The sequence below is a fragment of the Vibrio sp. RE88 genome (assembly GCF_013113835.1).
Taxonomy (GTDB): Bacteria; Pseudomonadota; Gammaproteobacteria; order Enterobacterales; family Vibrionaceae; genus Vibrio.
Genome location: NZ_VTYQ01000004.1, coordinates 284,418 through 311,090, shown reverse-complemented (window position 1 = coordinate 311,090; position 26,673 = coordinate 284,418). Strand labels below are relative to the sequence as shown.

Genomic DNA, 26,673 nt, shown 5'->3' with positions numbered 1-26,673 from the left:
AAACAAGCGAAAATTGGCTGCGTATTTAACTGCTACAGAACCGACGACCTGTGTATAAACAGAGTGTCTATCGACGAATCACTTGTTTTCGTATTCTGTAGGAGTCATCAGCCAGATTGGCGGTTAAGTAGGTGGAACCCCATCACCTTGCGTAATTAGAATAGATCTCTATGACATTTGATGACAAGCGCTCTCTTAGAACGATTATGTATTAAAAATGACCGCGTTAGATTGCGAAAAAAAGAAAGGCTGCTTCGAAAGCAGCCTCACCTTATTACACGCATCGCTTACTAGGCGTTGTAACGATCTGGTCTTTAGTGCCCGCATAAAATACGATGATTTCAGCTGGCTCATCACCCTCATTGCGGCCGTAGTGACAGGTGTTCACGACTTCAATAAGTGAATCACCCGCTTTCATTTTCAGTACTTTCTTGCCTGCAACCTTGTCTTGAGTAATGACCGTCAATTGACCTTTGGTTAAAACACCAGCGTTGATTGCTGGGTGCTCATGTAAAGGAAGCTGCGCTTTGGCTGGGATAGTAATCTTCAAGACTGTGATTTCAGGCGTTCCTTGGCCATAAGCTGGCAGTTCAGTGCCTTCCCAACTCAGCGTAGATTTTGCTAGCTGTTCAACTTTAGGCGCTAGTTTGTCACTTAAGCTTGGCTCTTCGTTCGCCAAAGCCTGACCAGAAAAAGTGGCTGCAAGACACGCTGCTACAAGTAGTTTTTTCATCATTTCATCCTGAGAATTGGTTGTTTGTTATTTGGTTTTCTATTGATTGCGATCAACCGTATTTAATACCATTTATCCGCAACGGCGAAAGAATATATTTTCAAACAGGAAACCTGTCAAACAAATACATATCCAATCATTAAAATTTAACTTTAATAGTTAAATCAGTCAGTTAAATTACAAAAATACATAAAGATACATTACCATCCACCTATCAAAAAAGCCGCCTCTTTATAAACCAAAGCAACGACAACATAGTGAAAAGCTTCAATAAAAATCGCTAAGACAATATTATAAACCAGACGAAATTATTGGTTCATTTAAATAAATCAAAATCTAATTAACACTTAATTAAGGTTTAATTCAATGATCTGGTATGAATATACATTTAACAAAGAGAGATAAGGATGCATAGTGAGGGGAATGATGCAAAAAATGGCCTGAAACACGAAAGAGGAAGGGAGTAGCTTCAGGCCTGTTCAGAATTAGTCTGCTAATTTGTCACACTTAGCTGCACAAATGAAATCATTGCGGTGCAAGCCTTTAATAGAATGACTCCACCACGTTACGGTCACCTTCCCCCACTCCAATAAAATGGAAGGGTGATGAAACTCGTCCTCAGCCAACTCAGCAATTTTGTCAGCGAATGCCCACGCAAGCTTAAAATTCTTGAACGTGTATTCTTTTTCCAACTGAGGAATACCATCACGTTCTAAAAGCTGCCAGTCGTTAAGCTCGGTGAGCAGGAGTCTTTGTTCTTCTTTATTTAGTGCTACAGCGTCACTGCTGCAAGCTTCACAACGTAGTTCATTAAGCATGTGTTATTTCCTTAGGTTCAAACAATGGAGGTAGCAACCCCTCTTTCATCGCTTGGTGTACATGAAACATTAAGTCTGTCTTACTCAGCTTGTACAACTGCTTGATATCTTCGAGAAGAAAATACGCTGGCTGCATTATATCGATACGATAAGGGGTACGTAGCACCGTCAAGATATCAAACCCTTCTCTCAATGGACGCTCATCGTCCAACGCATACAGCGTTTCACCAGGCGAGGACAAGATACCGCCACCGTAAATCTTGCTCTCAGAGCCTTCTTTAACCAAACCAAATTCAACGGTAAACCAGTAGAGCCGTGCGAGATAAACGCGCTCTTTACTGCTGGCCTTTTGTCCGAGTTGACCATAAGTGTGAGTGAACTCGGCAAACTCAGGGTTGGTGAGCATGGCGCAATGACCGAAAATTTCGTGGAAAAAGTCAGGCTCCTGCAGATAATCAAACTCATCACGGGAACGTAAAAAGGTCGCTACCGGGAATTTTTTATCCGCCAACAGAGCAAAAAAACGGTCGAAATTTATCAACGCAGGGACAGGTTCAACTTGCCACCCCGTTTCCTTTAACAAAACTTTATTAATTTCAGGCAATTGTGGAACGCGGTCTATCGGTAGATCAAGCAACTCCAAACCGCGCAAATATTCCTTACAGGCACGTTCATTCACTAAGTCCAACTGACGAGAAACCAAATCGTGCCAGATCTGATCTTCCTCGCTACTCCAGTCGACAAATCCTTGTTTATTAATAGGTTTAGATACGTACTGAGTCATCACTTTTCCCTTTAACAACTCCTTTACATTAAGCCTATCGCCTCACGAAATCGGTGACAATTCACCTAGGGACATCCTCGCCCAAACGCCTGTAACATAAATTTTACATTTAACTGTTTTTTGCTTATTTATCAGCGATATGTTTCTTCGCTGATTGTTTGACTTTGGCTGTATTTGCAACAAAACTTAGCCATAGTTAGGGAAAAGTGTGTAAGACGAGGAAGTCATGTCCACTCAAGAGTCAGTTGAGCTGGTCCCTCTTTGGGATCCCAGCGAAGAAAGAATGGCGTCATCTAATCTGTATCAGTTTATTCAGCATATCAACATGCAGGGTGAAGCTATCGAAAACTACAGCGAATTGCATCAGTGGTCTGTGGATAACAAAAAGCACTTCTGGTTGGAAATCTGGCAATTTTGCGATGTTATCGGCTTCAAAGGCGACTGCATTCACGGCGAAGGCGTGGCTCGTTGGGGGCAATTCTCCTCCAGCCGTGACACCATCTGGTTTCCTCAGTCTCAACTGAATTACGCTGAAAACTTGCTCTCGTATGCGTTTCAGGAGCCTGAAGGTATCGCTATCTGGTTCAAAAACGAGAGAGGTCAGAACCGTAAACTGACTTGGCAACAGCTGTGCGATCAAGTCTCTATCCTACAACAGTGGCTAAAACAAAACGGGGTTGAAAAAGGCGATGTCGTCGCGGGTTATCTGCCACACATGCCTGAGACAGTCGTCGCGATGCTGGCGACCACCAGCCTAGGTGCGATATGGACATCGACCTCTCCGGATTTTGGCGTCGAAAGCGTGAAGGAGCGCTTTGGTCAGGTTCAGCCTAAGATTCTGTTTTGCTGTAATGGCTATAGCTTCAATGGCAAAACGTTCAAAATGGATGAAAAAAACGACCAGATTGTAAAAGCGATATCTAGCATCCAGAACACCTGCCACATTGATTATCTGCAAATTGGTCAAGAGAGCCCATTTGGCAATGAACAGTTTTCAGACTGGGAGTCCATTCTAGCCAGTTACATCCCTCGCGGTCTTAGATATCAGCGGGTCGGTTTCAACGATCCGCTGTTCGTTCTTTATTCATCAGGAACAACCGGCAAGCCGAAGTGCATCGTACATTCAGTTGGTGGCACCACACTTAACCATTTAAAAGAGCATCAGCTCCATTGTGATATCCAACCACGTGACCGAGTGTTTTACTACACTACCTGCGGTTGGATGATGTGGAATTGGCACGTTTCAACCCTTGCCAGCGGTGCGACCCTTGTTATTTTTGATGGCAGTCCAATGTATCCAATGCCAAGCGTGCTTTGGGAGCTCGCCGAAGAAGCTCGAGTCAGTTTATTCGGTACATCAGCCAAATACCTTGAGGCACTGCAAAAAGCCGAATTCAATCCTAGTCGCTACTATAATCTGGATAATCTTAAAACGCTCTGCTCCACTGGCTCAGTTCTGTACCCTCAACAATTTGATTACGTCTACAGCCGCATCAAAGCGGACGTGCATCTGGCTTCAATCTCGGGTGGCACGGATATCTGTGGCTGCTTCGTGATTGGTAACCCGATTTCTCCTGTCTATCGTGGCGAATGTCAGGCCCCCGGTCTTGGGCTGGATGTACGCGTATTTGATGAACAGGGGCAGTCAGTTGTCAACCAGCGTGGTGAGTTGGTCTGTTTGAACAGTTTTCCAAATCAACCTGTTGGCTTTTGGCACGATGATGGCGAGCGCTATCACAACGCCTATTGGGATAAGTTTAACAACACTTGGCACCATGGCGACGATGTCGAAATGACCGACAATGGTGGCATGGTTTTCTATGGGCGGAGTGATGCAACACTCAATCCAGGCGGTGTAAGAATCGGAACCGCAGAGATTTATCAGCAAGTAAATCAGCTCTCTGAGATTAAAGATTCCATTGCTGTAGGCCGTGTGCACAATGGCGATGAAAAAGTCGTTCTGTTTGTCCAACTCGATAGCGATAAGACGCTCAGTGACGAGTTGATTTCAACCATAAAGCTGCAACTGAAAACTCACTGTTCCCCAAGGCATGTTCCCGCAGAAGTTTACGCTATCAGCGAAGTCCCGAAGACCAAGTCGGGTAAGCTTGTTGAGTTGGCGGTCAAACAGGTGCTGCATGGTAAAGATGTACAGAATAAAGGCGCTATCGCCAACCCTCAGGTTCTGGACGAAATCGCTCAGTATGCAACACAAGCGGTTTCCTAACGCAAAAAGCCCGAACGGTTATGTTCGGGCTTTCAAAATCTGCTAAACCAGTATTACTTTTTGGCCACTGCCATCAATACGGTTAATTTTCCTTGAGGTGTATCGATACTGAATGGTGTCGTCACTTCAACCTCATCAAACCCAACACTACTGAGTACTTGTAATACATGGGTTGGTGTCATTCCACCTTCTTCATCCTTCTCCGATAACCAGTCCCAATGAACAAAGTGGTTTCCTTTGTTGAGCAGGCTGTAAACGATATCGACGACATCAGAATAGTTTGGCAGAAAGCTGCATACTGACGATGCGACCACCAAGTCAAATTGATTTCGGAATGCGGGGTGCATTGCGACCAAGCCACGTGACAGCAGGTCAACGACTGGCTCTACGTTATCGAGCTCTTTCTTATCTAACTGCTCAATCATAGCCTCTGAGCTATCTAACGCTACGATATCTTTCGCGAAAGGAGAAAGCTTCTGGCTCAGTAGTCCTGTACCACAACCAAAATCGAGAATGCGCTTCCCTTGGACACCGACAATTTCCTGTAGAGAGTCAAACGCTTTCTGTGCATACAATACTGCTGAAGGCTCGTTTTCCCACTCTGCTGCGTAATCATCCCAATTAGTAGCCATCATGATCTCCCTGTTACCTCATTCATTTGGCGTCAAACAAGAGTATCAAAACTACATGAAATTCATAGCTTTTGGCGCCAGAAAACAGACAAGCGTAGTGTATTCTTATAACATTAGCTTATATAAGCACCAAATACGCGAATACCCCAGATGAACCTATCGCAGATTGAAGCCTTCTGTACCATTGCTGACACTGGGTCAGTCTCTGAAGCTGCCAGACAACTCGAATGCAACCGCACAAAGCTGAGCATGTCGATAAAAGCCCTAGAAAAGGACTTAAATATCGAGCTTTTTGTCCGAACAGGCAATCATGTTTCTCTCTCTGAAGCGGGCAAAGCCATCTATAAAGACTGCCAGAATTTGTTGGTTACCGTTTCACGCATTCGTCAGACTTGTGCTCAAGTCTCTGGTGAATTCAACGCTGAAGTCTGGATCGCTCGCGATGATTCATTGCCAGATGACATGTGGCAAGATCTATCGCATCGGCTCAATAATAAGTTTCCTGCTACTTCGTTTAACATCGTCCTTGCGTCCAGTGGCGATCTGGCGAATTTGGTTGCTACTCAACAAGTCGACTTTGCTTTTGGCGTCGATTATGAGCGCATTGATGACCCCCATATTAGCTATCACCCTTTAGGCAAAATCCGACTCATGTCAGTATGTAAAGCTGATCATCGTCTCAGCCAACTTCGACGCGTTTCGGATGATGAGCTACGTAACGCAATGCAGGCAGTCATGGTTTATCTCAACGAAAAAGACAACCCTGAGCTACAGCCGTTCTCACTGCGTCATATTGGTTTCTCCAGCTTTGATTATATGCTCAGTACCATTCTCACAGAGGATGCTTGGGGCGTGTTGCCTGAACCTCTCATCCGCCATCATTTACGTAAGCAGGAACTAGCGGTCATCAAGCATACTTACGGCTTAACGCAGGAAGACTACTGTATGTTCACTTCAGCAGGCATGGCAGAGCACCCTGGCATGTCATGGCTGGCGGATAAACTCAACGAATATTTGTTTGATTTCTAACTGTTTCGCCATCGTTTTCTCGGGCTACGGTGGCACTATACTCCTTTCAGCTTTACAACACGACAGTCAGTGTCAACTTTAATGACACCAAAATAACAACCCATTTTATTGATTTTAAAAGACAAAGTGTAACACGCCACTATTTTCGTCTATTTTTAACACAGATCAAGTTTGTCAAATACGCTCAGTGTGAGAAGAATAAGAGTATGTATAGCGAAGAGAATACTCTATGTGTGACAGGACAAGCTTAAATGAAAAACGAATACTGATTTTCTCAGCCCTTTTGGCTTCTGGCTTTGCGGGCGGCGGATTGGTACTCGGGATGCTTGTTGGATCACTGGTTATTGTTTTTGACGGTGTTTATTCATCGATCAGCCTGCTGCTAACTTTATTGTCGCTCGCCGCTTCTAAATACATTCAAAGCCCTTCAAAAAACCATTTCCCATTTGGTAAAGCCGTACTTGAGCCAGTCGTCATTGCCATTAAAGGCACGGTTATTCTCGCGGTAGTCGGCTACTCACTCTATTCTGCCATTATTGCCGTCTTCAACGGTGGACGTGAGGTAGATGCGTCAATCGCAACGTTATTTGGAGTGGTCAACGTATTGGGCTGTGGTTACGCTTGGTGGTACATCGCCCGTAAATCAAAGCGCTTTTCCTCTGGCTTGATCGAAGCGGAAGCCAAGCAATGGCAGATGGATACCCTACTCAGTGTTGCGGTCACATTAGGCTTTATTGTGGCGTGGGGCGTCGCCCTATCACCGTTGGCTGAATATTCTGTCTATGCCGACCCTATGATGATGATCCTTATGTCGTTTTACTTCATAAAAGTACCTTTTGACATGCTGAAAGAAGCCGTTAGAGAGTTGCTGATGATGTCGCCGAGTGATGAAATTTGCGATGTCGTTGATCAGGAAGTCCTAGCATTGGATCAAGAAGTGAAACAACACATCGAGCTTACCGCCGTCACTAAGGTAGGTCGTGAACTTAGAGTAAATCTAGATGTTCATTCCACCGGAAAGCAGGTGGCCGTGGCCGATCTCGAACGAACTCGTCGTATTTTGAAAAGTAAGCTGGCTAAGCTACCACTGGATTTAAGGCTTAATTTGAATATTGCCAGCTAATCAAACAGTTGTTTGTACACCGTAAACTCCCTCTTTAGAGGGAGTTTTTGTATATAACCCTACAAAAAGCGTCAGTTAGTTCTATTATTATGTGTATGATTTCATAATAAACATCTCCAGACCAAAATGGAGAGACAGTAACACGAGATACATCAAGGTTGGCGCCTATGAAGAACCCGTTTACGTCACTACTGGCAGACAAACAATCAAAGAAGACAACACCTCAGCAAGATGACAGTATAAAAACCAGTGTCTTAGACTTATTGTCTCACGGCATGGTGATATTCGATGGACAAGTCGGTTCCAACGCCATTTTCTACGCTAACCCTGCTTTCCTTAAATACTATGGTCTTCCATCCAATCAAGTGATTGGCCGCAACATCATCGAGTTCTATTCGCACTATCTTAACGATGATCATATTGCTGAACTGCACAGTGCCGTTCACGAGGCCATTTCACACACCTCAGAAATTTGTGTCAATCAAGAAACCAAAAAAGGCTGGCTGCGCATCAACTTAGAAGCCATGAAGAAGCAAGGTGGCGGCAACCATTATCTTATACTCAGTCAGGCCGACATCAACCAAATGAAGCAGGTTCGCCAAGAGCTGAAAACGTCTAACCAAAAACTTCAACAGTTAGTCTCCAACCAAAATCAGCGTATTAATGAGCAAGAAGTGCAAATGGGGGTCATGTTTGAGCAGGCCGTCGACAATATGCTGCTTCTCAACGCCGAATTGAAGGTTCTCGACGTTAATGACTCGGCACTTTCTCTTTTTGAGCACAGCAAAACTGACTTACTTGGATTGGACCTGACCTCACTCCTTTACGACTTTAAAGAAAATAATATTGAAGACAAGCTCTCAAGTGTTGAAATGTATCAAGAAGTCGCACTGGACGAAGTCATCAAGGTCAGCCGAACCAACGATGTGTTGAGCCTACTCGGCTCTGTCCGATACATCACGATGAAAACGCAAAAATACATTGTCTTAACCTTACGCGATATCAGCAAAGAACAAATCGCTCAGAACGAGCTGAGAAGGAGCCAAAGTGAGCTTGAAGAAGTCGTACGAAGTCTGAACTTGGCCACCCAAGCAGGCGGCATTGGTATCTGGAGTTGGGACTTTAGCACCAATGAAGTGTCATGGGACGACCGTATGTTTGAAATATACGGTATTGAGCGCTCAGACTGTGGCAATAATTATGAGATGTGGCAGAAATGTGTCCTAGAGGAAGATCTTTTTGACGCTGAAGAATCACTCAACAAGGCTCGAGAACAGCTCACGCAGTTTAATTCTGAATTTCGAATCAACCTACCAGATGGCAACATCCGCTGGATAAAAGCCGCGGCTGACGTGTTCTTCGATCAAGATGGCACAACGCCTATTGGTATGGGCGGTATCAACATCGATGTCACCAAAGAAAAAAATGCCCAAGCGAACTTAAGGCATGAAAGTGAAATCGCCTTAGCAGCCAGTGAAGCGAAGTCCATGTTCTTGGCCAATATGAGCCATGAAATACGGACACCAATGAATGGCGTGGTCGGTATGTTGAGCCTTCTCAGCGAGTCGGAGCTCAATGGTGAACAGAAAAGCATGGTGACAACCATCAAAGACTCTGCCCTTACCTTACTGCACATCATTAACGACATCTTAGACTTTTCAAAAATTGAAGCCGGTCAAATGTCGCTGGAAAGTGTCCCCGTTGAACTACAAAAGCTTATCGAAAGAACATTAGATGTACTCTGCTTGCAAGCCAACAACAAAGGCATCGAGCTCTATTTAACTTATGATGCTAGCCTGCCTAAAGTCATAATGAGTGACAGTGTCAGGCTCAGCCAAGTGTTATTGAATCTCGTCGGTAATGCGGTCAAATTCACAGACAGCACCGATGAGATGAAAGGCAAAGTGTGGGTTTCTGCCACATTAAACCAACACGACATCGCTCCCTATGTCGAGATCATCATTGAAGATAATGGTATCGGCATGACCGAAGAGCAAACTGAAAAGCTGTTCAAAGCATTCAGCCAAGCGGATACCAGTACCACCAGACTTTATGGCGGGACAGGTTTAGGGCTCTCCATCACTCGCTCTTTGCTTGAAATGATGGGGGGCGATATTCATGTCGATAGCCGCTTTGGCGTAGGCAGTCGCTTCTCCGTCGAGCTTCCTTTCATTGAGGTGGAAGAAGCACCTCAAGATCCAACCCCCAACTACGTTAACGGCTCCAGAATTCTGTTCGTCACTAATGACCAGAACATTTCAACTTTCTGCGATATCAACTTGGCTAACTTCCGCTGTAAAACCAACTGTGTGGCTAACATGCAAAGAGCCATTTCTGTGCTGGATTACGCGAGCAACGCTGGCGCAACGATCGACCTAATTATTGTTGGCCCTGATTTATATCACCACTATGACGAAAAGCCGCTTTCCCAGTTCAAATCCGCACTGCTTGAAGAGCAAAAATTCATCTTTCTCTCTCGAGACCCTAGCATTGAGTCTGGCCTGAAAAAGCCCAACTATTATGTGATGCCATGTAGCCCTTTCAAGCCCAGTGAACTGACCACCGCAATAGGCGTCATGCGCGGGCTTATCAGTTGCGAGAAAAACATAAAACCTATCGAGGGTGAGTCAAATCAAGGCGTTCGTGAAAGCAAAGCAGGATTAATCTTGGTAGTCGATGACCAACCCACTAACCGTGACGTAATACAGAGGCAATTGAATCACTTGGGCTATCAATGTGAAATGGCAGTCCATGGTCAGGAAGCCTTGCACAAATGGAAAAAAGGTTCGTTTGATTTGATCCTCACCGACTGCCACATGCCCGTCATGGATGGGTATGAGCTTGCGAAACAAATCAGAGACATCGAAAGGAAAAATAAACACTTAGGCCACACTCCCATCGTTGCGATTACCGCCAATGCCATGGTTGAAGCCTCTGAGCAATGTATCGCCTCAGGGATGGATGACTATTTGACCAAACCCGTGGAACTCAAAACCCTCGATCAATCGATCGAAAAATGGATGCAGCTCTCCCCTATTCCTTTGGAAGAAAAAACGACAACAGAGCCTATCTCAGAACCCGAAGACGTTGAAGTACCAGCAGAGGAGCCTCTGCAAGATCCGATCTGCATGTCCACGCTCGAACAGATTTTAGGCACAAGAGAATTGTCTATCGTGGCACCTTTGCTTGAAGGGTATTGGGAATCGGTTAACGAAGACATTGAAAAAGTAGAGCTTGCTCTTACCGATAAAAGTGATGGTGAGCTCCAACAGATCGCGCATGCGGCTAAGGGTGCAGCTCGATCAGCGGGGGCTGAAGATCTCGCGGACAAATTTGAAGCGCTGCAAAACACAGCACACCTGAAAAACTGGCCAGAACTGTCTGACACACTAAGCAGCGCCAAAGTAGAACTAAAACGCTTACACAGCTACCTTGTTGAGCACTCAATTATCGAAGACACGGAAGTAATATATGAGTAACTATGACCCGACCAATTTTACGATTTTAGTCGTAGAAGATCACAAATTCTCCCGCCAAGCACTCGTCGGAATGCTAGTGAGAGGTGGTTACGAAAATTTGCTTTGCGCGAAAGATGGTATGGAAGCCCTGACAAAATGCGCTGAAAACAAAATAGATTTGATCATCACCGACATTAACATGCCTAACATCAACGGGCTGGAGCTCATCAAAACCATTAGAACAGAAGAAGCTGAAATTGCCTGTGACACAAGGATCATAGCGGTGACGACTCTTTCCGATACCGCGACAATTTCCGCTTGCATGACATTAGAAGTCGACGCGTTCCTCGTAAAACCGATTAACATCAAATCGGCCAAAGAAAAAATCCAGAGCGCGATTACTGAGCCCAAATGTCTGTACCAACAACACTTTTATAACGATGTGAATACCAGTATTGATTTAGCTCCCCAGGAGAGCGAGCCTGACGACACCAAACGCATTCGCTCAATTGATAGTCGTGTGCACGAGCTATCTCAGCTTTCTGAGCTCAAAGAAGGAATGACTCTGGTTTACGACATCAACGCGATATCAGGGGGCTGTTTACTCAGAGCAGGAACCATACTCAATAAAAAGCTAATTTTGCGTTTGTTTGAACTGAGTAAAATTGTCGACACAAATAGTATTGTCGTACGAGAAGATAAGACTCAAATGGCTGTCTAGGCATGTTTTCTAAAATTGAGAATCAAAATGAGAACTTGAAAATGTTTCCAACTCTGAGAGAAAAATGACAACTTTCTAGTAACGAAAACGCTGCACAATAAAACCATAAGACATTGATTTAAAATAACAATCACTTAATCATCATCCAAAAACAATAATTGGTTCGATATTTGCTATTCTATTGTTAGACAACACTATTCTCAGCTTAATCTCGTTATGAAGGAGAGCTTTATGGCAACATTCGAACCTAGCAAATTTACGATTCTGGTTGTGGAAGACAACAACTTGTCTCGCAAAGCGTTAATAGGCATGTTGTTCAAAAGTGGCTATGAAAACATCCTGAGTGCACCAGATGGTCGAAGCGCGATAGAGAAGATTGAACATAATCATATTGATTTAATTATTACAGACATCAATATGCCTCACATTAATGGCCTGGAGCTGATTAAGTCCGTGCGCATGGGACAAACCAAAGCAGTACCCGAAACAAGCGTTATCGCGGTTACCGCCCTGTCAGACACAGAAACTATTTCTACTTGTATGCGCTTTGAGATTGACGCCTTTTTGCCTAAACCAATCACGGTGAAAGATGCTCGCGAACAAATAGAGCAAGCTGTCACTGGTCACACTGAGTTGTATCAGCAGCACTTATACAATGACGTCGATACTGAACTGAACAGTGGCGATGAAACAGACGCACAGGCGAAGCCGCTCCCAGATGCCAGCCAAATCACCACTCTGCAAAACTTGTATGAGCTACAATCGGGTATGATTCTGGTCGGCGATATCTTCGCGAATAATGGGGGCTGTCTGTTAAAAGCAGGGACTCTTCTCGATAACCGTTTAGTGAAAAGGTTAAGAGAGCTCAGCTCAATCATTGACGATCACCCAATACAGGTTCACCTAGAAGAAAACCAAGCGGAAGAAGCCTGATACCTCAGGCTTCTAGTATTTTTATCTCTTTTCTGGCTTAGGTGTCAGGGTGTACTTGCTTCTTATCACCTTATGACCAAATGCCTCACCTAATCGTCTCTGCACTTCCTCCAGTGTGATGGATTCCGTCATCGTTTCTGCATCCAGTAACGACTCGACGCCATAGTCATGCACCAAATAACGAGCATAGAACCAAGTGCGATCCACAGGTTGATTTTCCAATGCTTGAAGTGCCACGGCTAGCTGACGTGCAGCTGCGTCAACATCTGACTGCTTAACATCCGTCAGCAGGTCATTTAGTACTTTATCAATGGCCTGCTCGATGCGCTCAATGTCCTGTGGGGCTACTTGCGCTTCAACAAACCAATCGGTAACTGGCTCCTGATCTTGTTGAGCAGAGTACGCTTCTGGCGCATAGTCCAACCCCAGCTCTTCACGAACATACGCCGTTAGACGCTTCGACAATATTCGTTGAATCATATCGTCAATGTAGGCTGTGCGAAAACTTGATTGAGAGGCAGAAGGGTTAGTAAGCCTAATCAGGTAGAAACTGTTCTGTTCATTGTAAATATCAAGATCAATCTCATGTTGAGCGTTCTTATTGTAGTCAACTTCGAAGTCTATCGGCAGAGCCGTTTCAAGATTGATGGAAGCTAGATATTGGCGCAAAACGTCATCGAGTTCATTAGGCTCCAAGTCCGCTATGATCACGACCTTATTACCACGGAACTTACCGAACAGTTCTTCGTGTACGGAGCGAATTTGGACTTCAGAGACAGACTGATACCCAGAAGCGGAGGACATATAGTGTCGGCTCGACGGCAAATAACTGTTGTGATTAATGGCCTGATTCCATTGACCTAATGGCGTTGAAAGGTAGGTCTTGAGTTCTTGTTGATACTCTTGTTTTACCGTTTTAAGGTGGCGAGGTTCGACATTCACATCACTGGCTAAGTTAAACAACACTTTGAAGCCTTGCTGCAGTTTGTTTTTGGGTACACCCACTTCCACACCGTGATGGCTGAAGCTAATAAATGGGTAAACCTCAATGCTGTTGCGCTGCAAGAATGTGTCCAATTGAGGTCCAGAGAATTCCCCTAGCCCGCTGCGGCTGATGACAGGTATAGTGAGTTCAACGGCTGGGTAAAGTGAAGGGTCAAGGGCCGCTTTTCCTCCCTGACTACCATAAACGACGTTTACCCAATCACCAGCGTTCGGATCTTGCTGAAACCAGACTTCAATGCCATTTGACAAAGTCCAGACCTCAAACCCTAACTCATTGCTTTCCTGTGATAAAATCGCACCACTTTGACTAGGCTCCGCCAGCTCGCTTTCTGCCACCGACAATATCATCGGTTGCGTGCCCGGTTTCGCATATTGCGCTCGGATTTCAGGTATCTTCGCCTGCCACGCGGCAATAGAGTCACCTTGTTCAACACCGATAACGACCGAGTACGTCGCCGATAACAAGTCGTGCAACTGTTCGTTAACCGCTTTGAGCGTCGCCAGATTCAAAAAACGTTCTAAGCTTTGTCGATAATCTTCACGCGATTGTATCGGTTGCTGCAAAGACAAACTCATTACCTTAGATTCAGCAAAATCCAGCGCTTCTTTGTGTCGCCAGTGGTAGTCCACATCGTTGAGCAACTGCTGATAGTAGGCAAGTGAAACATCCACTTCCTCCTGAGTGACACCGTAATCTCGCATTGACGCAAGTGTGCCAAGAAATAGCCCTTGCGCATCAACACGCTCAGCAGCAGGAAATGAAGCCGACAAGATTCCATAGCGACGGTAGTTAATGTAGTAATTTGAGATATACAGGTCATGCAGTGGAATCGCTGCATCACTGTATGTACGCTCCATACGCTGATTAATCAGATGCAATGCGACTTCATCCAACCAGCTTTCCATCAGCTCGCCTTGCGTTGTAATCGCAGTTTTGCCTCGCTGAGTCATAAAAGTGATGCTTGGCGCTTCATACTCTCCAATTTCATCGGCTAAATCACTCAATTCGATGGGTACATAGTCGATGCGGGTTTTACTCATACCGTCGCGGCCTTTCCAAGAGGAAAATTGCGATTCGATCAGAGCTTCAATCGTTGTCGTATCGATATTCCCTGTGATGATCAACTCAGCATTTTCTGGGTGATACCACTTTTGATAAAAGGCAGAAATAGACTCCGGAGTCGCGTTTTTAACCGACAATGCATCACCAACCGGGTCCAAATTTTCTAGAGCAGTTCCTTCTAGCAAATAATCATAATATTTATCGGCCAGGCTTTTGTGCTCTGGTCGTGTCCGACGTATTTCGCCCTGTATGACCCCTTTCTCTTTTTTAACTTCTGCTGAGGCGATTGTTAAGCCATCGCCAATATCTCGCATCCATAACAGCGCATTGTTTAACTGTGTATTGTCGGGAAGATCGAGTTGATAGACTGTCTCATAGTAGGCCGTATAGGCATTGATATCGGCACCAAAAGTGAGCCCCGCTTGTTCAAACAGGCTGACCATTTCATTTGAAGAGAAATGACGGCTGCCATTAAACGCCATGTGCTCAAGAAAATGTGCATAGCCTCGTTGCTGATCCGTTTCTTGTGATGATCCAACTCGCACAAACAAACGAATAGAAACAGAGGCACCGGAAACGGGATATATGTGATATTTCAACCCGTTATCCAGTGTCCCTTCAATCCAACCACTGTCCTCCTCAATCGGTGGGTCATGAGGAAAAGAGGCACAGCCAGAAATAACAACGGCAATGAAGAGCAGAACAATTCGCATACTCAGGCTACTTATTTCTATTAAACCTAATAAAACTATACTTCAAAGCTATGTTTTATATATAAAACCATGCACATTTTCTTCTATTTGTACTTTTTAGTTGCGCCGATAAAATCGCAGGCGTATAGTTAATCGCAATTCGACGATTAACTATAAATAGACATATCATGACAAACCAATGTAGCCTCGCAAACCAGCAGGCGTTCTCGACGACAGACGCTGAAATCGCATTAGAAACGGCCTTCGCTTTAAAGGCAAAAGCGCTTTCACACCCAGCCCGAGTCAGAATTCTTAAGATTTTGGTGACATTGGATAACCTTGGCGGCTGTCTGAACAGTGATTTGGTGTCCCAGTTAGGCCTTGCTCAGTCAACAGTGTCTGAGCACTTGCGTATCCTAAAGCAGGCTGAGTTCATCATCGCGGAACCAAACCCACCTAAGGTTTGCTACAAGGTTAACCGAGAAGCCATTTCCGAGTTTAGCCAAGCATTTAATACCATTTTTAACTGAACTGACATCTGAGTATGTAACGCTACTACTCAGATTTTTTACACCTTCATTAATCGCCTTTCGACGATAAACGAAAGAGAGAAACACAATGAAAACTGAAACTGCAGTAAACAACGCCGCAAACAACATGAGCTTCCTTGATCGCTACCTTACCGTGTGGATCTTTGTTGCCATGGCCGTTGGGGTCGCCATAGGCGCCCTATTCCCTCAGGTAGCCGATTGGAATGAAGCCATGTCTGTTGGCAGCACCAATATTCCTCTAGCCATTGGCCTGATACTGATGATGTATCCGCCTTTAGCGAAGGTGAATTACAGCCTATTGGGTAAAGTTCGTCAGGATAAGAAAGCCATCACATTATCATTGGTCATGAACTGGGTTATCGGCCCTATTCTGATGTTCGTTCTGGCACTGACGTTTCTTGGTGATCACCCAGGCTATATGGTTGGCATCATTCTGATTGGTTTGGCCCGTTGTATTGCGATGGTTTTAGTCTGGAATGATATTGGTGGCGGTAACAAAGAATACGGTGCCGCTCTGGTTGCATTAAACAGCGCTTTCCAGATCGTAACCTATAGCTTCATGGCTTGGCTGTTTATCTCTGTACTGCCCCCAGTATTTGGCTACCAAGGTTTTGAAGTGGATATTTCAATGCTGGATATTGCAGAAAGCGTGATGATTTACCTTGGCATTCCATTTCTAGCAGGTTACCTCAGCCGTAAATGGTTAGTCGCGGCTAAAGGCGAACAATGGTACAACGAAGTGTTTATTCCTCGCATTTCACCTATCACTCTGATTGCCCTACTGGCGACGATTGTACTGATGTTCAGTTTAAAGGGGGAGATGATTCTGGAGCTGCCGATGGACGTGGTTCGTGTCGCTATTCCACTGGCAATCTATTTTGTCCTGATGTTCTTTGTCAGTTTCTTCATTGGTAAGAAAATGGGCATCGAATATGATAAAAACGCCTCGATTGCCTTTACCGCTACAGGCAACAACTTTGAGCTGGCGATTGCAGTATCGATTGCGGTATTTGGCCTGAATTCAGACCAAGCATTTGCTGGTGTTATTGGCCCACTGATTGAAGTCCCTGTACTGATTGCTTTGGTTAATGTCGCCCTAAAGATGAAACAGAAATACAAACTAAGAGCGCAACACGCATAACTTTGCCTCGCCCGCCAACCATGGCGGGCACTATTGCCCTCTCTCTTTTCTACGCTGTTCACAACGTATCAGCACCGCCTGTTTTTCCTCATCAGTGTAAGAGCGCCATTCGAGGATTTCATTGAGGGTACGAAAGCACCCCAAACAAATATCCTCACCATCCAAACAGCAGTTTCTCACACACGGAACGGGCACCTTTTCCACATCTGTTGTCATCATCATCCTCTTACTTTAAAGCTAGCGCTAGAGGCTCAAACTGTCGACTTCACACATACCCATGCAAAGGCACAAAAAAGAGAGCCTCAGCTCTCTTTCGTTTCTTCTTTCTCAGACTGGAACCTCTCTTCGTAGAGCTCCATAAAGTCTTTCCTGATTTCCTGCTCTAGGTGCGTCGCCTTATCGGTCGGACAGAAAATCATAAAGTGCACGACCTGTTCACCTGTTGAACCGCTGGTAATGTGAATATGCGGCTCTGCACCGGGTAAATCGACGCCTGCGTGCTTCTCGATCATTGCATTATATCGTGTCGCAACGTCACTAAAGTAGTGGCAATGCCCCTCAATTTTCTCAATCATCACAGGAACCAAAGGGTATAAATTGACAAATTCGCTCACGACAATCGAGAAGTTGTGGTAGACGTAGCGCTTCATAAAGTTAAGGTTTTTCACTGGGTAGGTAAAAAACATACTGTTTGGCAACGTCGCTGTTTTTCCTGTGTAGTGATACTGGCCGTGATGAAGGTCAATTTCCTGAATCACGGTTGCCATCATATTGTGCTCAATCACCTCACCACACAGTTTGCCGACTTCAATCCAGTCACCAATTCGAAACGAACGTGAACTCGCTCTTTGGATAGAACCTGTAAAACAAAGGATGATCTCTTTTGACGCCACAACAATGGCAACCGCAATCGCCGTCACCGACAGGGCAAATTCATTGATCTCAGACTTCCATAGAATGAAAAGTAACAGAACGGTAATAGCAAATGCGCCGTTCTTCGTACGCGACATCCAGTTACGTTGCTCTTCAGAAACAAAAGCAACATCACCACGAATTTTAGATAAAACAATACGGCGAACTATCGCTATCAGAACGATAATCAGCGCCGTAAAGATAAATTTATGAGTCAGAAGAAAATCGATGACAGCTTGTACTTTCTCCATTCCCGGCTCCTGTTGTTATGACAAAGAAAAGGGGCCGATGCCCCTTTTAAGAAATCCGTTTTAAACGAGAATAACTTCCCATACTTATCGAGAAGGATCTAGTTTACATTTCTATTAATGCAGACTAGATAGCGTTCATATGCTACTTGAAGCGCGCAGACGTAATAAACTCTCCGAACGTTTCACACCAGACAATGACGGTATTGTATTCACCCAAATCGACGTCTGTTGGCAAGTTGAGAGCGAATCGATCAAACGTCTTCACCTCTCCCACTTTTACCATGGTATGTTTCTGCTGATTAAAGTCTGCTTCAGTTTCAATAAACTGAGGCGATAGGTAAAGTTTATAATCAGGCCCCGGGGCCAATTCACCGACAAAAGCGATTTGGTCATTGCTGATAGAGACAGAGCCCTCTCCCCAATGGAGAAAATCACTGTCTTTTCGGTCACGCTGGAACGTTGCAGTATATACCGCGTTGTTTGTCACACTCTCGACAGAGCTCATTGAGGGAGAATCTGGTTGGATAAGAATGGGCAATGCATAGATACCAACAGCAAAGCCGATTGCACCACAAATAAGGTGTGTAAACAGTAAAAAAATCCTTTTCATCCCCGAAACCTCTGTTTATCAAGCATACATAGTAAATGTACACGATAATCAATGAGATAACAGGGACATATCGAAATTTTATCTGTAGTTAAGTGCAGTTTTCTCAGACAAGGTCACAATAACCTTCACTGCCTGCTCCATACCTTCAATGCTAATAAACTCATGAATACCATGGAAATTATAGCCACCAGTGAAGATATTCGGACAAGGTAAGCCCATAAATGACAACCTTGCTCCATCCGTACCACCGCGAATAGGTTTAATTTTAGGCTCAACATCGCAAGCAATCATCGCTTGTTTTGCGAGCTCAATAATATGCGGATGAGGCTCAACCATCTCTTTCATATTGAAATAGCTGTCTGACAGTTTCAGTTCAACTCGCCCTTTGGTTAACTTATCATTGAGCTCGTCCACTTTACTCTGCATAAAGACCTTTCGTTGCTCAAGCCCGTCGCGCTCAAAGTCACGAATGATATAACCTAGCTCACAACGTGCTACAGCCATTTCTGCGGACTTCAAATGATAGAAGCCCTGATAGCCTTCCGTCGCCTCAGGTGTTTCATCTGCAGGCATCATCATTTGGAACTGGGCAGCAATGTTCATGGCATTCACCATTTTGTTTTTGGCGGTTCCAGGGTGAACATTCACCCCATGGCAGGTCACATCGGCACTGGTCGCATTAAAGTTCTCATATTCCAGTTCACCAACTGGTCCGCCATCAATGGTGTACGCCCATTTCGCACCAAACTTCTCCACATCAAACAAATCTGCACCACGACCAATTTCTTCATCCGGAGTAAATCCGATACAAATATCGCCATGTGGAATGTCTGGGTTCGCTTTCAATTCAGCAATGGCGGAAATGATCTCTGCAATACCGGCTTTGTTATCCGCTCCGAGAAGCGTTGTACCGTCTGTCGTAATGAGGTTGTGGCCAAGAAGCCTACGCAGATCAGGATACTGAATTGGAGACAGTACTTCGTCCCCTTTGCCCAATGCAATATCACCGCCCTGATAATCTTCAACAATCTGAGGTTTGACATTTTTCCCTGACGCATCAGGTGCCGTATCCATATGAGCCACAAAGCCAATAGCCGGGACATCGTAGTCAACATTGCTCGGCAGCTTTGCCATCAGATAACCATTATCATCGAGTGACACCTCACTCAGACTAAGCTCCAGCAATTCTTGTTTTAGAAATTGGGCAAAAGTGAGCTGCCCTTCACTACTTGGGCAGGCGGGATTGGAAGGGTTGGACTGCGTGTTAAATGTCACGTAGCGCAAAAAACGTTGAACCAGTTCATTCATAGCGGTATCTCTTATAATTTTTGGAAGGCTCCCAGACGGGATGAGTAGAACTATCCTACGCCTACGCCAAATCGAAACGTTGCTATAAATCAGTTTTGGTGAAAATAGATAAATAAAACCCGGCAATGTCTAAGCCGGGCTTTAAATTTAACTGAGATAATTTTCGTTACAGCAGGATAAAAATACCTGCCAAACAAGCACTCATAAGGTTCGCTAACGTACCTGCGAGAACAGCCTTGATGCCAAGATTGGCAACTTCAGAGCGGCGTTCTGGCGCAATCACGCCGATAGAGCCAAGCTGAATAGCGATTGAGCCGATGTTTGCGAAACCACACAGTGCAAACGTGACGATCACTTGAGTGTGTTCAGATAGCAGCGCTTTGTGCTCAACAAAGTCGATGAAAGCAACAAACTCATTCATCACAATTTTCTGGCCAATGTAAGAGCCCGCCATCAGCATTTCATTTGCCGGTACACCAATCACCCATGCCAGAGGAGAAAATAGGTAGCCGAACAGAGTTTGCAGAGTAATTCCGCTAAAACCTGCCACGTCACCCAAACTCTCCAGGCCCGTGTTGACCATGGCGATAACACTCACGAATGCAATCAACATTGTACCGACGGCAACGGCGACCTTCATGCCGTTCATCGCGCCGCTTGCCAGAGCGTCAATTACATTGCTGTCTTGCGCTTTGTCCATTTCAATATCAGATTGGTCGATTGGCGTTTCACGCTCAGGCACAATGATCTTTGCCATCATCAGACTGCCCGGTGCTGCCATAAAGCTCGCGGCAATTAAGTATTTCAGCTCAACGCCTAATCCAGCATAACCACCCAGCACACTACCGGCGACAGAGGCCATACCACCAGCCATCACAGCGAACAGTTCAGAGCGAGTCATGCGCGAAAGGAAAGGTCGAACAAGAAGTGGAGACTCACCTTGAGATAGGAAGATATTACCTGTGGCAACCAGAGATTCGGCTTTACTGGTCCCTAGGAACTTTTGAATACCACCACCGATAAACTCGATAACCTTTTGCATAATGCCAAGGTAATAAAGTGCAGAAATAAGCGCACTAAAGAAAATGATGATAGGAAGAACACGAACCGCAAAGATAAACCCTGTATTGGCTAGATCACCAAACAAGAACCCAATGCCTTCATCAGCAAAGCCTAACAGGCTAGAAACACCATTACTTAAACTGGTTAGTGCGGTTTGTCCCCAAGGGAAATACAACACTAAGGCTGCAAAACCAACCTGAAGTAACAACGCGCGAGATACTGTTTTCCAGTTGATCGCTTTGCGACTTTCTGACAGCAACACAGCACACAATAACAGTGCAGCAACACCGATTAATCCGAATAGGACATTCATTAAAGATAACCTCTACAAGCATTGGAAAATAGCTGGTCCGGTCCGTGGGGTCATTCACCATTCCATGTGACGGCTTGTATTGGCAGAGCGAGGGCTCTTAACCGGGCGGAGAGTATAGCGTACAGAGTGAGATATTCATCACATATTTTCACGCAAACGTTCAAACGTTCACTCTATGAACAGTTTCTTCTGAAACTGACATAATTGAGCAGACAAAATCTGATTACAGAAATCACAAAATATGCACTTCATTGCTATAAAACCATGAACCAAGATCACATTTTTAAATGTGTAACCAAATTCATTTACTGAAAAAGTTTGGCAACTTACCATTTGGCATCTAGGTTTATAAAAGTGTCAACTAACGTACTAGTGACAAAGACAGATTCTCTAACAACGTCAGCAGCTAACAACGCAAACACAACTACATATTGCCCCACCATTTGGTGGGGCTGTTTTATTTATTCACCTACCAAAAGAAGCATCGTAGAAGCGCGCAGTAAAACCTGTGTTATTTTGAGCTAGATTTATGTCACTAGCGGTATAGAATAACCCGCCCTTAAACAGATGCCAGAGATCACCATGCAACGCGATTACACCCTCTCATCCTTACAAAGTATTCCTAGAGAAGAGCGGGAAGAACTGAGTCTACGAATGATCCACCGATTGATCGCAGAAGAGTCGATGACTGAGCTTTTTACTTTCGATGCAGATGAGACTGAATCTGAAGACAAACTACAAGAAGCACAGTTTGACGCCATGTTGAGGATGAGTGCTATCGCACTGAGCGAACTGCCTGCCCTTTTCAGCGAGTCAGACAATCAACAGCAAAACACGCTACGCATGCAACGCTTACTCCTATGGCATTTCTATTCCGTTTCATTCCACCTCGAGCAGGCAATACCACTTGAAGTCCATTGCCAGCATGTGGAAGTGCTTCTTAAACAGGCACCAACTAACGCACTTGAATGGGTCACAACCTTAACGGATTTACTTCGCCAATATGCGAAAATTAGCCAAAGTAGCTAATTCAATCTCCAGAGATAAAGTTAAATGCCAGAGTTGTCTGGCATTTTTCATTTTTGAGAGTGATTTATTGGCAACATTTATCGATTCAAGACATACTCAAAGTTATATTAATTAAATTATAAATTAAGTCTATTTGCGTTATTACCTTCTGCTTGTTTGCACCATTTCATCAAGTGTTTTAGCCGAAGATGAAATTGATTACTCGTCCTGCCATAGTCAGCCAGACAGCGCAGGCATCCTCGACTCAGCATTCAGCTATGTGAATGCCCGCTTATGCGAGCCCGCAGTTTGGTTTGATAACTTCTTTGTCGATGACCGTACTGAGGATGATGCTACGGCCGGCAGTATCGTTCGCTGGACCAATGACTTTGCCTATGTCGAAGCCAAAGGTTATGAGTTCAAAACACGTTTCAAGGCGCGCTTTCATCTGCCTAAAGTCACGAAACGTCTTAAGGTAGTGTTTGAATCTGATGATGAAGATGATCTACGCGATCTCTTTCCACAAAACTCAAGTGATACGGAAAGCAAGCTCGCGATGCGATATGACTGGCTCAGTAATGCCAGAACCAGCTTTAATATAAAGCTTACGGCTAAGCCGGGGATTGAAGGTCGCTTTCGCTACACTTATCCAATCAATGAAGATGTGGTCCTTAGGGCAACTCAAAAGATATATCAGAGAAAGCGCGTCACGGGCGAATCGACAGAGGCCGATTTAGACTATTCCATTAACCCAGACTTTTTGTTTCGCTGGAGTTCATTCGCAAGTTATGAAGACGATATCAAAGGTTGGGAATTAGGCACTGGATTTACCTTATACCAACATATTTCAGACCATCAGGCACTGAGTTATCAAATCAGCACGACCGGAACCAATCGCCCCTTTCGTTACATCCCAAATACCCATGTTTCCATCACTTATCGTCAGAGCTTCTGGCGACCGTGGTTATTCTATGAAGTGATACCAGAGTACAACTGGAATCGAGAAGAAGATACTCAGCGTGAAGGCGAAGCAAAAGCCACATTGAGATTAGAAGTGTTGTTCCACAACATCTGAAAAGGCCGGGATACCCCGGCCTTGTTATTTAATCGTTGGTCAAAACGACACGAGCGTTCTGTTTCTGAATTGGGCGGTTGTTATTACCCATCACCATCTGCATTTGTTTTGCCTGTTCCGTCGTTAGCGTTTGAGCGGATTTAAGTACAAACCAGCGTACTCCCTCAGAGCAAGGCGGCGTCGTCAGAGAGCCGTTAAAGCGATAGTACTCTCCCGTTGCAGGCAGCATATCTTTTACAGCAAAAGGCGTTTGTAGCCGCACCGTCTCACCCGGCTCAGGCACCGTCGCTGTCAACTGTGTTATCTGGTTGTTTTCCCCCGGTGCTGCATTGTACATCACCGCAACAACAGCAAGATTGCCATCTTGATCAGCATTCACAAAGTGCGCTTCCAATGGAAAATTTTGACCACGGATGTGGTTTTCTGAAGGAGTATGGAAGTGGAACTGTGCTAAATTAAACCCTACGCCATCCACTGTCACAGCGTTATTGCCTTCAACAACCGCTTGAAGTGTGTGCCCGTTATTAGTGAGCCCAGTTACCATTCCCTGATATTCAATGTTCAGTGGCATTAACTCTGCATCAACCACATCCTTGATATCAATCGGGCTTTGGTTTTTGCCAGTAGCACACTCTTTGGCAACGTCTCCCCAATGTTCAGGCCCCTTATCACCTTTGTAACCCCATTCAGCTGCCTGAACCGTACCCGCCATCGCAATCATCAAACTTGCGGCAGTAAATGTTTTTTTCATGTTATTCCTTATTATCGTCACCAACTGGTCGGCCACCATCATAAGTCCATGAACAAATCCATGAGTAGTACGAAAACTTTTGTTACCTACGAATTTTGGAACAGGATACAAAAGCAGTGAAAATTATGGTTTTATCAATTTCAGCCAAATTTGGTCAGATTAAGCTTAATCATTCTTTTCAACCTCACGAATGTTAACCCCATTATTGACCAACCAATCAACCGACACTGCAAATGGTCAACATAGAGATGTTTCATCCAGAATCATTTGTATCAAGCCCGCCTTCAACAGAAACTTAGAACATATCAATACACTACGTATTCACTATTCAATTTTGATAGGAAAACATCGGAGCACGTCATGCAAAGAATACCAATGTTGCTCACCGTGGCTTTATTGTCTGGATGCAGTCAACACCTCAACACCAGCTCTTCAACCCAAGTGCCAGACTACTACCATTACTATCCTTATTGGTACGACGATCAAGGCAGTACCATCGTCTACTACCCCGGCTGCTGCGGAGAAATAGACAATAACGAGGCGCATAAAAAAGTCGAGTTATGGTGGAATAGCCTTGAGGAAGAGGAGCAACAACAGGTCATAGACAAAGTTAAAAACTGGAAGGAGAACCGACCGGAACCGAAAGTCACGGAGAAACCAGTCCCTAGCATAGAAAAGCAATGGAATACTTTGCCAAAACATAAAAAAGCGACTATTAAACAACGAATTAAGATGAAAGCGAAACCTATCGTCCCTGTCGTACCAAAAGCGAAGAATGACTAACACAAAGCCTAGGGGCTCCCCTCTTTTTACGTTATCTAAAATATTCTAAAAATTTGGATTGGCCTGCCTAAACTATAGATTCCTCTGATTTCAATCATTAGCCTCTTGTTACAATTGCACCCCACTACTCAATAAAGTGCATAAGGATTAATGAGATGAACCTTGCTAGGGGAACATTTTTGCTGCTGATGATAACGAGCCTTCCAAACGCTCTTGCAGCCACCAACAATATCACCATTCCGGTTGAACTATCACAAAACGCATTTGATTTTGTCTCTAAAGGCAAACTCGACGATACGGTAGTAAGTCGCCAACAAATTAAATCAATGAACCGCGAGTTTGAGGAGCAGTATTACTACCAGTGGTCTGAACAAGCGACTCAACAAGATTTTTACTATGTACCGGGAGAGCAAAGCACCAAAAATAGCGTTCTGCAATTGGAGTGGGAAACGATTGAGTACTACCAAGATCGCGTCGGCTATGGCCGTAACTACATCCCCCACTCCAGTGACTGGGTGTCAGACATAGCTGAAAACATGGATCTTGCGAACTTTCCCAATGTTTCATGCGAGGAGTCTTGCCTAGGGATTACCACCGATAATGTTCTGGTTCGTTCTTTGCCTACTCAAGAAGAGTTCTATAACGATTTCACAACACCTGGCGAAGGTTATCCTTTCGATTACATTCAGCTGTCCAACCTGAGAATCGGCGCGCCGATCATGCTTATTCAAACAACCAAAGACAAACAATGGACGCTGATCAAATCACAGGGCACCATGGGTTGGGTTCCTACAGTGCAAGTGGCTAAAACGGATCGTGAGTTCCGTAATAAATGGCAGCGTTCTCAATTTGTCACCCCAACCGTTCGAAAACAGACCGTGACGCTGAAGGACACTGACACCAGCCTAACGATTGAATCGGGCGCCATTCTCCCCATTAAAGGCTCTAAAGTGAGAGTCCCAATTAAAAAGCACGACGGCTATGCAAATTTAGCTAAGGTGGAAAAGCAGCCTTTTGCTGTCGCTTCTTGGCCACTTAAACCAACGTATGAAAACTTTGCTAAGCAAGTCAGCAGCTTAACGACTATGCCTTACGGCTGGGGCGGAAAGGACTACAATGACGATTGCTCTGGTTTGTTGGTGCGAATGTTCTCCGCATTTGGCGTTTGGCTACCACGTGCCTCTTACTGGCAAGCCAACTACAGTGGCGCCCGCTATAGCCTTTACGAAACCTCTCAGGAAGAAAGGAAAAATTGGTTGGTTGAACAACAAGGCCCCGCTGAGCTTATTCCGTTTATGACCTTGGTCAGCTTTGGTAACAGTGAAGACTCAACTAGCCATATCGGGCTTTACTTAGGCACCACTCGCTATAATGGTGAAGAAACCGCCGTTATGTTCAACACTGCATGGGGCGTTGGTATGGTCAACTCTCTAACCCAAGTATCAGGAAGAGCACTCATCAGCCAAACACTTATCACGCCTATAGGTATGGGTGATGCTTTCGCACCGAGTTTGTCTCTTCAGAATTGGCAGCTGTCATCCATGTGGGACAAAGTCGGCTTTAATGTCACTTTGCTAACCGAGGAGCCTGCACCTATCACTGCGCGCAAGGCGATGAGTTACTCTCCACAAGCTACACCCTCCATCGAGCAATATCTTGTCTGGAAATAAGCGAACACTCTAAAACAAAA

23 protein-coding genes and 1 riboswitch are annotated in these 26,673 nt (G+C 44.8%); of the genes, 12 read left to right on the top strand and 11 right to left on the bottom strand.

All coding sequences use genetic code 11. From position 1 onward, the window contains the following. Window positions 1–91: 91 nt before the first annotated feature. A riboswitch (Fluoride riboswitch) is annotated at window positions 92–156 on the bottom strand. Between the two features lie 118 nt (window positions 157–274). The 3 genes from F0265_RS11500 to phhA all read right to left on the bottom strand — a co-directional run bounded on the left by F0265_RS11500 (window position 275) and on the right by phhA (window position 2,335). Next, complete coding sequence (locus tag F0265_RS11500; protein WP_216607859.1) at window positions 275–736, bottom strand: cupin domain-containing protein; 462 nt, start codon at window positions 734–736, stop codon at window positions 275–277. A 482-nt stretch (window positions 737–1,218) separates the two neighbouring features. Beyond that, window positions 1,219–1,551, bottom strand: a complete 333-nt coding sequence (locus tag F0265_RS11495) for a 4a-hydroxytetrahydrobiopterin dehydratase (RefSeq protein WP_171748979.1) — start codon at window positions 1,549–1,551, stop codon at window positions 1,219–1,221. Next, complete coding sequence (gene phhA, locus F0265_RS11490; protein WP_171748978.1) at window positions 1,544–2,335, bottom strand: phenylalanine 4-monooxygenase; 792 nt, start codon at window positions 2,333–2,335, stop codon at window positions 1,544–1,546. The genes F0265_RS11495 and phhA overlap by 8 nt, the downstream gene beginning before the upstream one ends. A 226-nt stretch (window positions 2,336–2,561) precedes the next feature. On the opposite strand from phhA, the gene F0265_RS11485 reads away from it, so the two are divergent. Continuing rightward, window positions 2,562–4,562 carry an acetoacetate--CoA ligase gene (locus tag F0265_RS11485; RefSeq protein ID WP_171748977.1) on the top strand — a complete coding sequence of 667 codons (2,001 nt, stop codon included), beginning with the start codon at window positions 2,562–2,564 and terminating at the stop codon, window positions 4,560–4,562. Window positions 4,563–4,615: 53 nt separating this feature from the next. On the opposite strand, the gene F0265_RS11480 is transcribed toward F0265_RS11485, so the two are convergent. Further along, on the bottom strand, window positions 4,616–5,194 hold the full coding sequence (locus F0265_RS11480; protein ID WP_171749142.1) for a methyltransferase domain-containing protein: 579 nt from the start codon (window positions 5,192–5,194) through the stop codon (window positions 4,616–4,618). 150 nt (window positions 5,195–5,344) lie between these two features. Between F0265_RS11480 and F0265_RS11475 the strand changes: the two genes are divergently transcribed. From F0265_RS11475 to F0265_RS11455, 5 genes are all read left to right on the top strand, one after another. Then, window positions 5,345–6,223, top strand: coding sequence for a LysR family transcriptional regulator (locus F0265_RS11475; RefSeq protein ID WP_171748976.1), 879 nt, complete (start codon window positions 5,345–5,347; stop codon window positions 6,221–6,223). 229 nt (window positions 6,224–6,452) lie between these two features. After that, the gene (locus F0265_RS11470; RefSeq protein WP_171748975.1) at window positions 6,453–7,346 is read left to right on the top strand and encodes a cation diffusion facilitator family transporter; all 894 of its coding nucleotides are present in this window, start codon (window positions 6,453–6,455) and stop codon (window positions 7,344–7,346) included. Between the two features lie 167 nt (window positions 7,347–7,513). After that, window positions 7,514–10,825, top strand: a complete 3,312-nt coding sequence (locus tag F0265_RS11465) for a response regulator (protein ID WP_171748974.1) — start codon at window positions 7,514–7,516, stop codon at window positions 10,823–10,825. After that, window positions 10,818–11,525 (top strand): response regulator, encoded by a 708-nt coding sequence (locus F0265_RS11460; RefSeq protein ID WP_171748973.1) that lies wholly within the window; start codon window positions 10,818–10,820, stop codon window positions 11,523–11,525. The genes F0265_RS11465 and F0265_RS11460 overlap by 8 nt, the downstream gene beginning before the upstream one ends. Before the next feature lie 231 nt (window positions 11,526–11,756). After that, entirely contained in the window at window positions 11,757–12,458 is a 702-nt protein-coding gene (locus tag F0265_RS11455) for a response regulator (protein WP_171748972.1), read from the top strand. Window positions 12,459–12,479: 21 nt separating this feature from the next. Here the strand turns inward: F0265_RS11455 and F0265_RS11450 are convergent, their stop codons facing one another. Beyond that, window positions 12,480–15,239, bottom strand: a complete 2,760-nt coding sequence (locus tag F0265_RS11450; RefSeq protein ID WP_171748971.1) for a M16 family metallopeptidase — start codon at window positions 15,237–15,239, stop codon at window positions 12,480–12,482. A gap of 167 nt (window positions 15,240–15,406) precedes the next feature. On the opposite strand from F0265_RS11450, the gene F0265_RS11445 reads away from it, so the two are divergent. Together F0265_RS11445 and arsB are read left to right on the top strand one after the other, a co-directional pair. Further along, a complete protein-coding gene (locus F0265_RS11445) occupies window positions 15,407–15,748 on the top strand; it encodes a winged helix-turn-helix domain-containing protein (protein WP_082314649.1) in 342 nt (113 codons plus the stop codon). 88 nt (window positions 15,749–15,836) lie between these two features. Next, entirely contained in the window at window positions 15,837–16,910 is a 1,074-nt protein-coding gene (arsB, locus tag F0265_RS11440; RefSeq protein ID WP_040121447.1) for an ACR3 family arsenite efflux transporter, read from the top strand. A gap of 30 nt (window positions 16,911–16,940) precedes the next feature. Here the strand turns inward: arsB and F0265_RS11435 are convergent, their stop codons facing one another. The 5 genes from F0265_RS11435 to F0265_RS11415 form a co-directional block, all read right to left on the bottom strand. Further along, the gene (locus F0265_RS11435) at window positions 16,941–17,126 is read right to left on the bottom strand and encodes a DUF1289 domain-containing protein (protein ID WP_171749141.1); all 186 of its coding nucleotides are present in this window, start codon (window positions 17,124–17,126) and stop codon (window positions 16,941–16,943) included. An 86-nt stretch (window positions 17,127–17,212) separates the two neighbouring features. Then, a complete protein-coding gene (locus F0265_RS11430; RefSeq protein WP_171748970.1) occupies window positions 17,213–18,073 on the bottom strand; it encodes a mechanosensitive ion channel family protein in 861 nt (286 codons plus the stop codon). Window positions 18,074–18,215: 142 nt separating this feature from the next. Beyond that, complete coding sequence (locus F0265_RS11425) at window positions 18,216–18,683, bottom strand: DM13 domain-containing protein (protein ID WP_099608514.1); 468 nt, start codon at window positions 18,681–18,683, stop codon at window positions 18,216–18,218. Window positions 18,684–18,761: 78 nt separating this feature from the next. After that, window positions 18,762–19,991: a peptidase T gene (gene pepT, locus F0265_RS11420; RefSeq protein ID WP_171748969.1), complete on the bottom strand. Its 1,230-nt coding sequence runs from the start codon at window positions 19,989–19,991 to the stop codon at window positions 18,762–18,764. A 166-nt stretch (window positions 19,992–20,157) separates the two neighbouring features. Then, window positions 20,158–21,366, bottom strand: coding sequence for a NupC/NupG family nucleoside CNT transporter (locus F0265_RS11415; RefSeq protein WP_171748968.1), 1,209 nt, complete (start codon window positions 21,364–21,366; stop codon window positions 20,158–20,160). Between the two features lie 582 nt (window positions 21,367–21,948). Here F0265_RS11415 and F0265_RS11410 point away from each other — a divergent pair. Continuing rightward, complete coding sequence (locus F0265_RS11410; protein WP_171748967.1) at window positions 21,949–22,395, top strand: exoribonuclease R; 447 nt, start codon at window positions 21,949–21,951, stop codon at window positions 22,393–22,395. Window positions 22,396–22,528: 133 nt separating this feature from the next. After that, window positions 22,529–23,449, top strand: a complete 921-nt coding sequence (locus F0265_RS11405; RefSeq protein ID WP_171748966.1) for a hypothetical protein — start codon at window positions 22,529–22,531, stop codon at window positions 23,447–23,449. 28 nt (window positions 23,450–23,477) lie between these two features. On the opposite strand, the gene F0265_RS11400 is transcribed toward F0265_RS11405, so the two are convergent. Beyond that, window positions 23,478–24,200, bottom strand: a complete 723-nt coding sequence (locus F0265_RS11400) for a carbonic anhydrase family protein (protein ID WP_171748965.1) — start codon at window positions 24,198–24,200, stop codon at window positions 23,478–23,480. 360 nt (window positions 24,201–24,560) lie between these two features. Here F0265_RS11400 and F0265_RS11395 point away from each other — a divergent pair, with 360 nt between their 5' ends. After that, window positions 24,561–24,983: a hypothetical protein gene (locus F0265_RS11395; protein WP_171748964.1), complete on the top strand. Its 423-nt coding sequence runs from the start codon at window positions 24,561–24,563 to the stop codon at window positions 24,981–24,983. Between the two features lie 155 nt (window positions 24,984–25,138). Beyond that, the gene (locus tag F0265_RS11390) at window positions 25,139–26,653 is read left to right on the top strand and encodes an SH3 domain-containing protein (protein WP_171748963.1); all 1,515 of its coding nucleotides are present in this window, start codon (window positions 25,139–25,141) and stop codon (window positions 26,651–26,653) included. The last annotated feature ends 20 nt before the right edge of the window (window positions 26,654–26,673 follow it).

Excerpts from the sequence above, each read along its gene's own strand:
- F0265_RS11500 (WP_216607859.1), bottom strand. The coding sequence starts at position 736 with ATGATGAAAAAACTACTTGTAGCAGCGTGTCTTGCAGCCACTTTTTCT.
- F0265_RS11495 (WP_171748979.1), bottom strand. The coding sequence starts at position 1,551 with ATGCTTAATGAACTACGTTGTGAAGCTTGCAGCAGTGACGCTGTAGCA.
- phhA (WP_171748978.1), bottom strand. The coding sequence starts at position 2,335 with ATGACTCAGTACGTATCTAAACCTATTAATAAACAAGGATTTGTCGAC.
- F0265_RS11485 (WP_171748977.1), top strand. The coding sequence starts at position 2,562 with ATGTCCACTCAAGAGTCAGTTGAGCTGGTCCCTCTTTGGGATCCCAGC.
- F0265_RS11480 (WP_171749142.1), bottom strand. The coding sequence starts at position 5,194 with ATGGCTACTAATTGGGATGATTACGCAGCAGAGTGGGAAAACGAGCCT.
- F0265_RS11475 (WP_171748976.1), top strand. The coding sequence starts at position 5,345 with ATGAACCTATCGCAGATTGAAGCCTTCTGTACCATTGCTGACACTGGG.
- F0265_RS11470 (WP_171748975.1), top strand. The coding sequence starts at position 6,453 with ATGTGTGACAGGACAAGCTTAAATGAAAAACGAATACTGATTTTCTCA.
- F0265_RS11465 (WP_171748974.1), top strand. The coding sequence starts at position 7,514 with ATGAAGAACCCGTTTACGTCACTACTGGCAGACAAACAATCAAAGAAG.
- F0265_RS11460 (WP_171748973.1), top strand. The coding sequence starts at position 10,818 with ATGAGTAACTATGACCCGACCAATTTTACGATTTTAGTCGTAGAAGAT.
- F0265_RS11455 (WP_171748972.1), top strand. The coding sequence starts at position 11,757 with ATGGCAACATTCGAACCTAGCAAATTTACGATTCTGGTTGTGGAAGAC.
- F0265_RS11450 (WP_171748971.1), bottom strand. The coding sequence starts at position 15,239 with ATGCGAATTGTTCTGCTCTTCATTGCCGTTGTTATTTCTGGCTGTGCC.
- F0265_RS11445 (WP_082314649.1), top strand. The coding sequence starts at position 15,407 with ATGACAAACCAATGTAGCCTCGCAAACCAGCAGGCGTTCTCGACGACA.
- arsB (WP_040121447.1), top strand. The coding sequence starts at position 15,837 with ATGAAAACTGAAACTGCAGTAAACAACGCCGCAAACAACATGAGCTTC.
- F0265_RS11435 (WP_171749141.1), bottom strand. The coding sequence starts at position 17,126 with ATGACAACAGATGTGGAAAAGGTGCCCGTTCCGTGTGTGAGAAACTGC.
- F0265_RS11430 (WP_171748970.1), bottom strand. The coding sequence starts at position 18,073 with ATGGAGAAAGTACAAGCTGTCATCGATTTTCTTCTGACTCATAAATTT.
- F0265_RS11425 (WP_099608514.1), bottom strand. The coding sequence starts at position 18,683 with ATGAAAAGGATTTTTTTACTGTTTACACACCTTATTTGTGGTGCAATC.
- pepT (WP_171748969.1), bottom strand. The coding sequence starts at position 19,991 with ATGAATGAACTGGTTCAACGTTTTTTGCGCTACGTGACATTTAACACG.
- F0265_RS11415 (WP_171748968.1), bottom strand. The coding sequence starts at position 21,366 with ATGAATGTCCTATTCGGATTAATCGGTGTTGCTGCACTGTTATTGTGT.
- F0265_RS11410 (WP_171748967.1), top strand. The coding sequence starts at position 21,949 with ATGCAACGCGATTACACCCTCTCATCCTTACAAAGTATTCCTAGAGAA.
- F0265_RS11400 (WP_171748965.1), bottom strand. The coding sequence starts at position 24,200 with ATGAAAAAAACATTTACTGCCGCAAGTTTGATGATTGCGATGGCGGGT.
- F0265_RS11395 (WP_171748964.1), top strand. The coding sequence starts at position 24,561 with ATGCAAAGAATACCAATGTTGCTCACCGTGGCTTTATTGTCTGGATGC.
- F0265_RS11390 (WP_171748963.1), top strand. The coding sequence starts at position 25,139 with ATGAACCTTGCTAGGGGAACATTTTTGCTGCTGATGATAACGAGCCTT.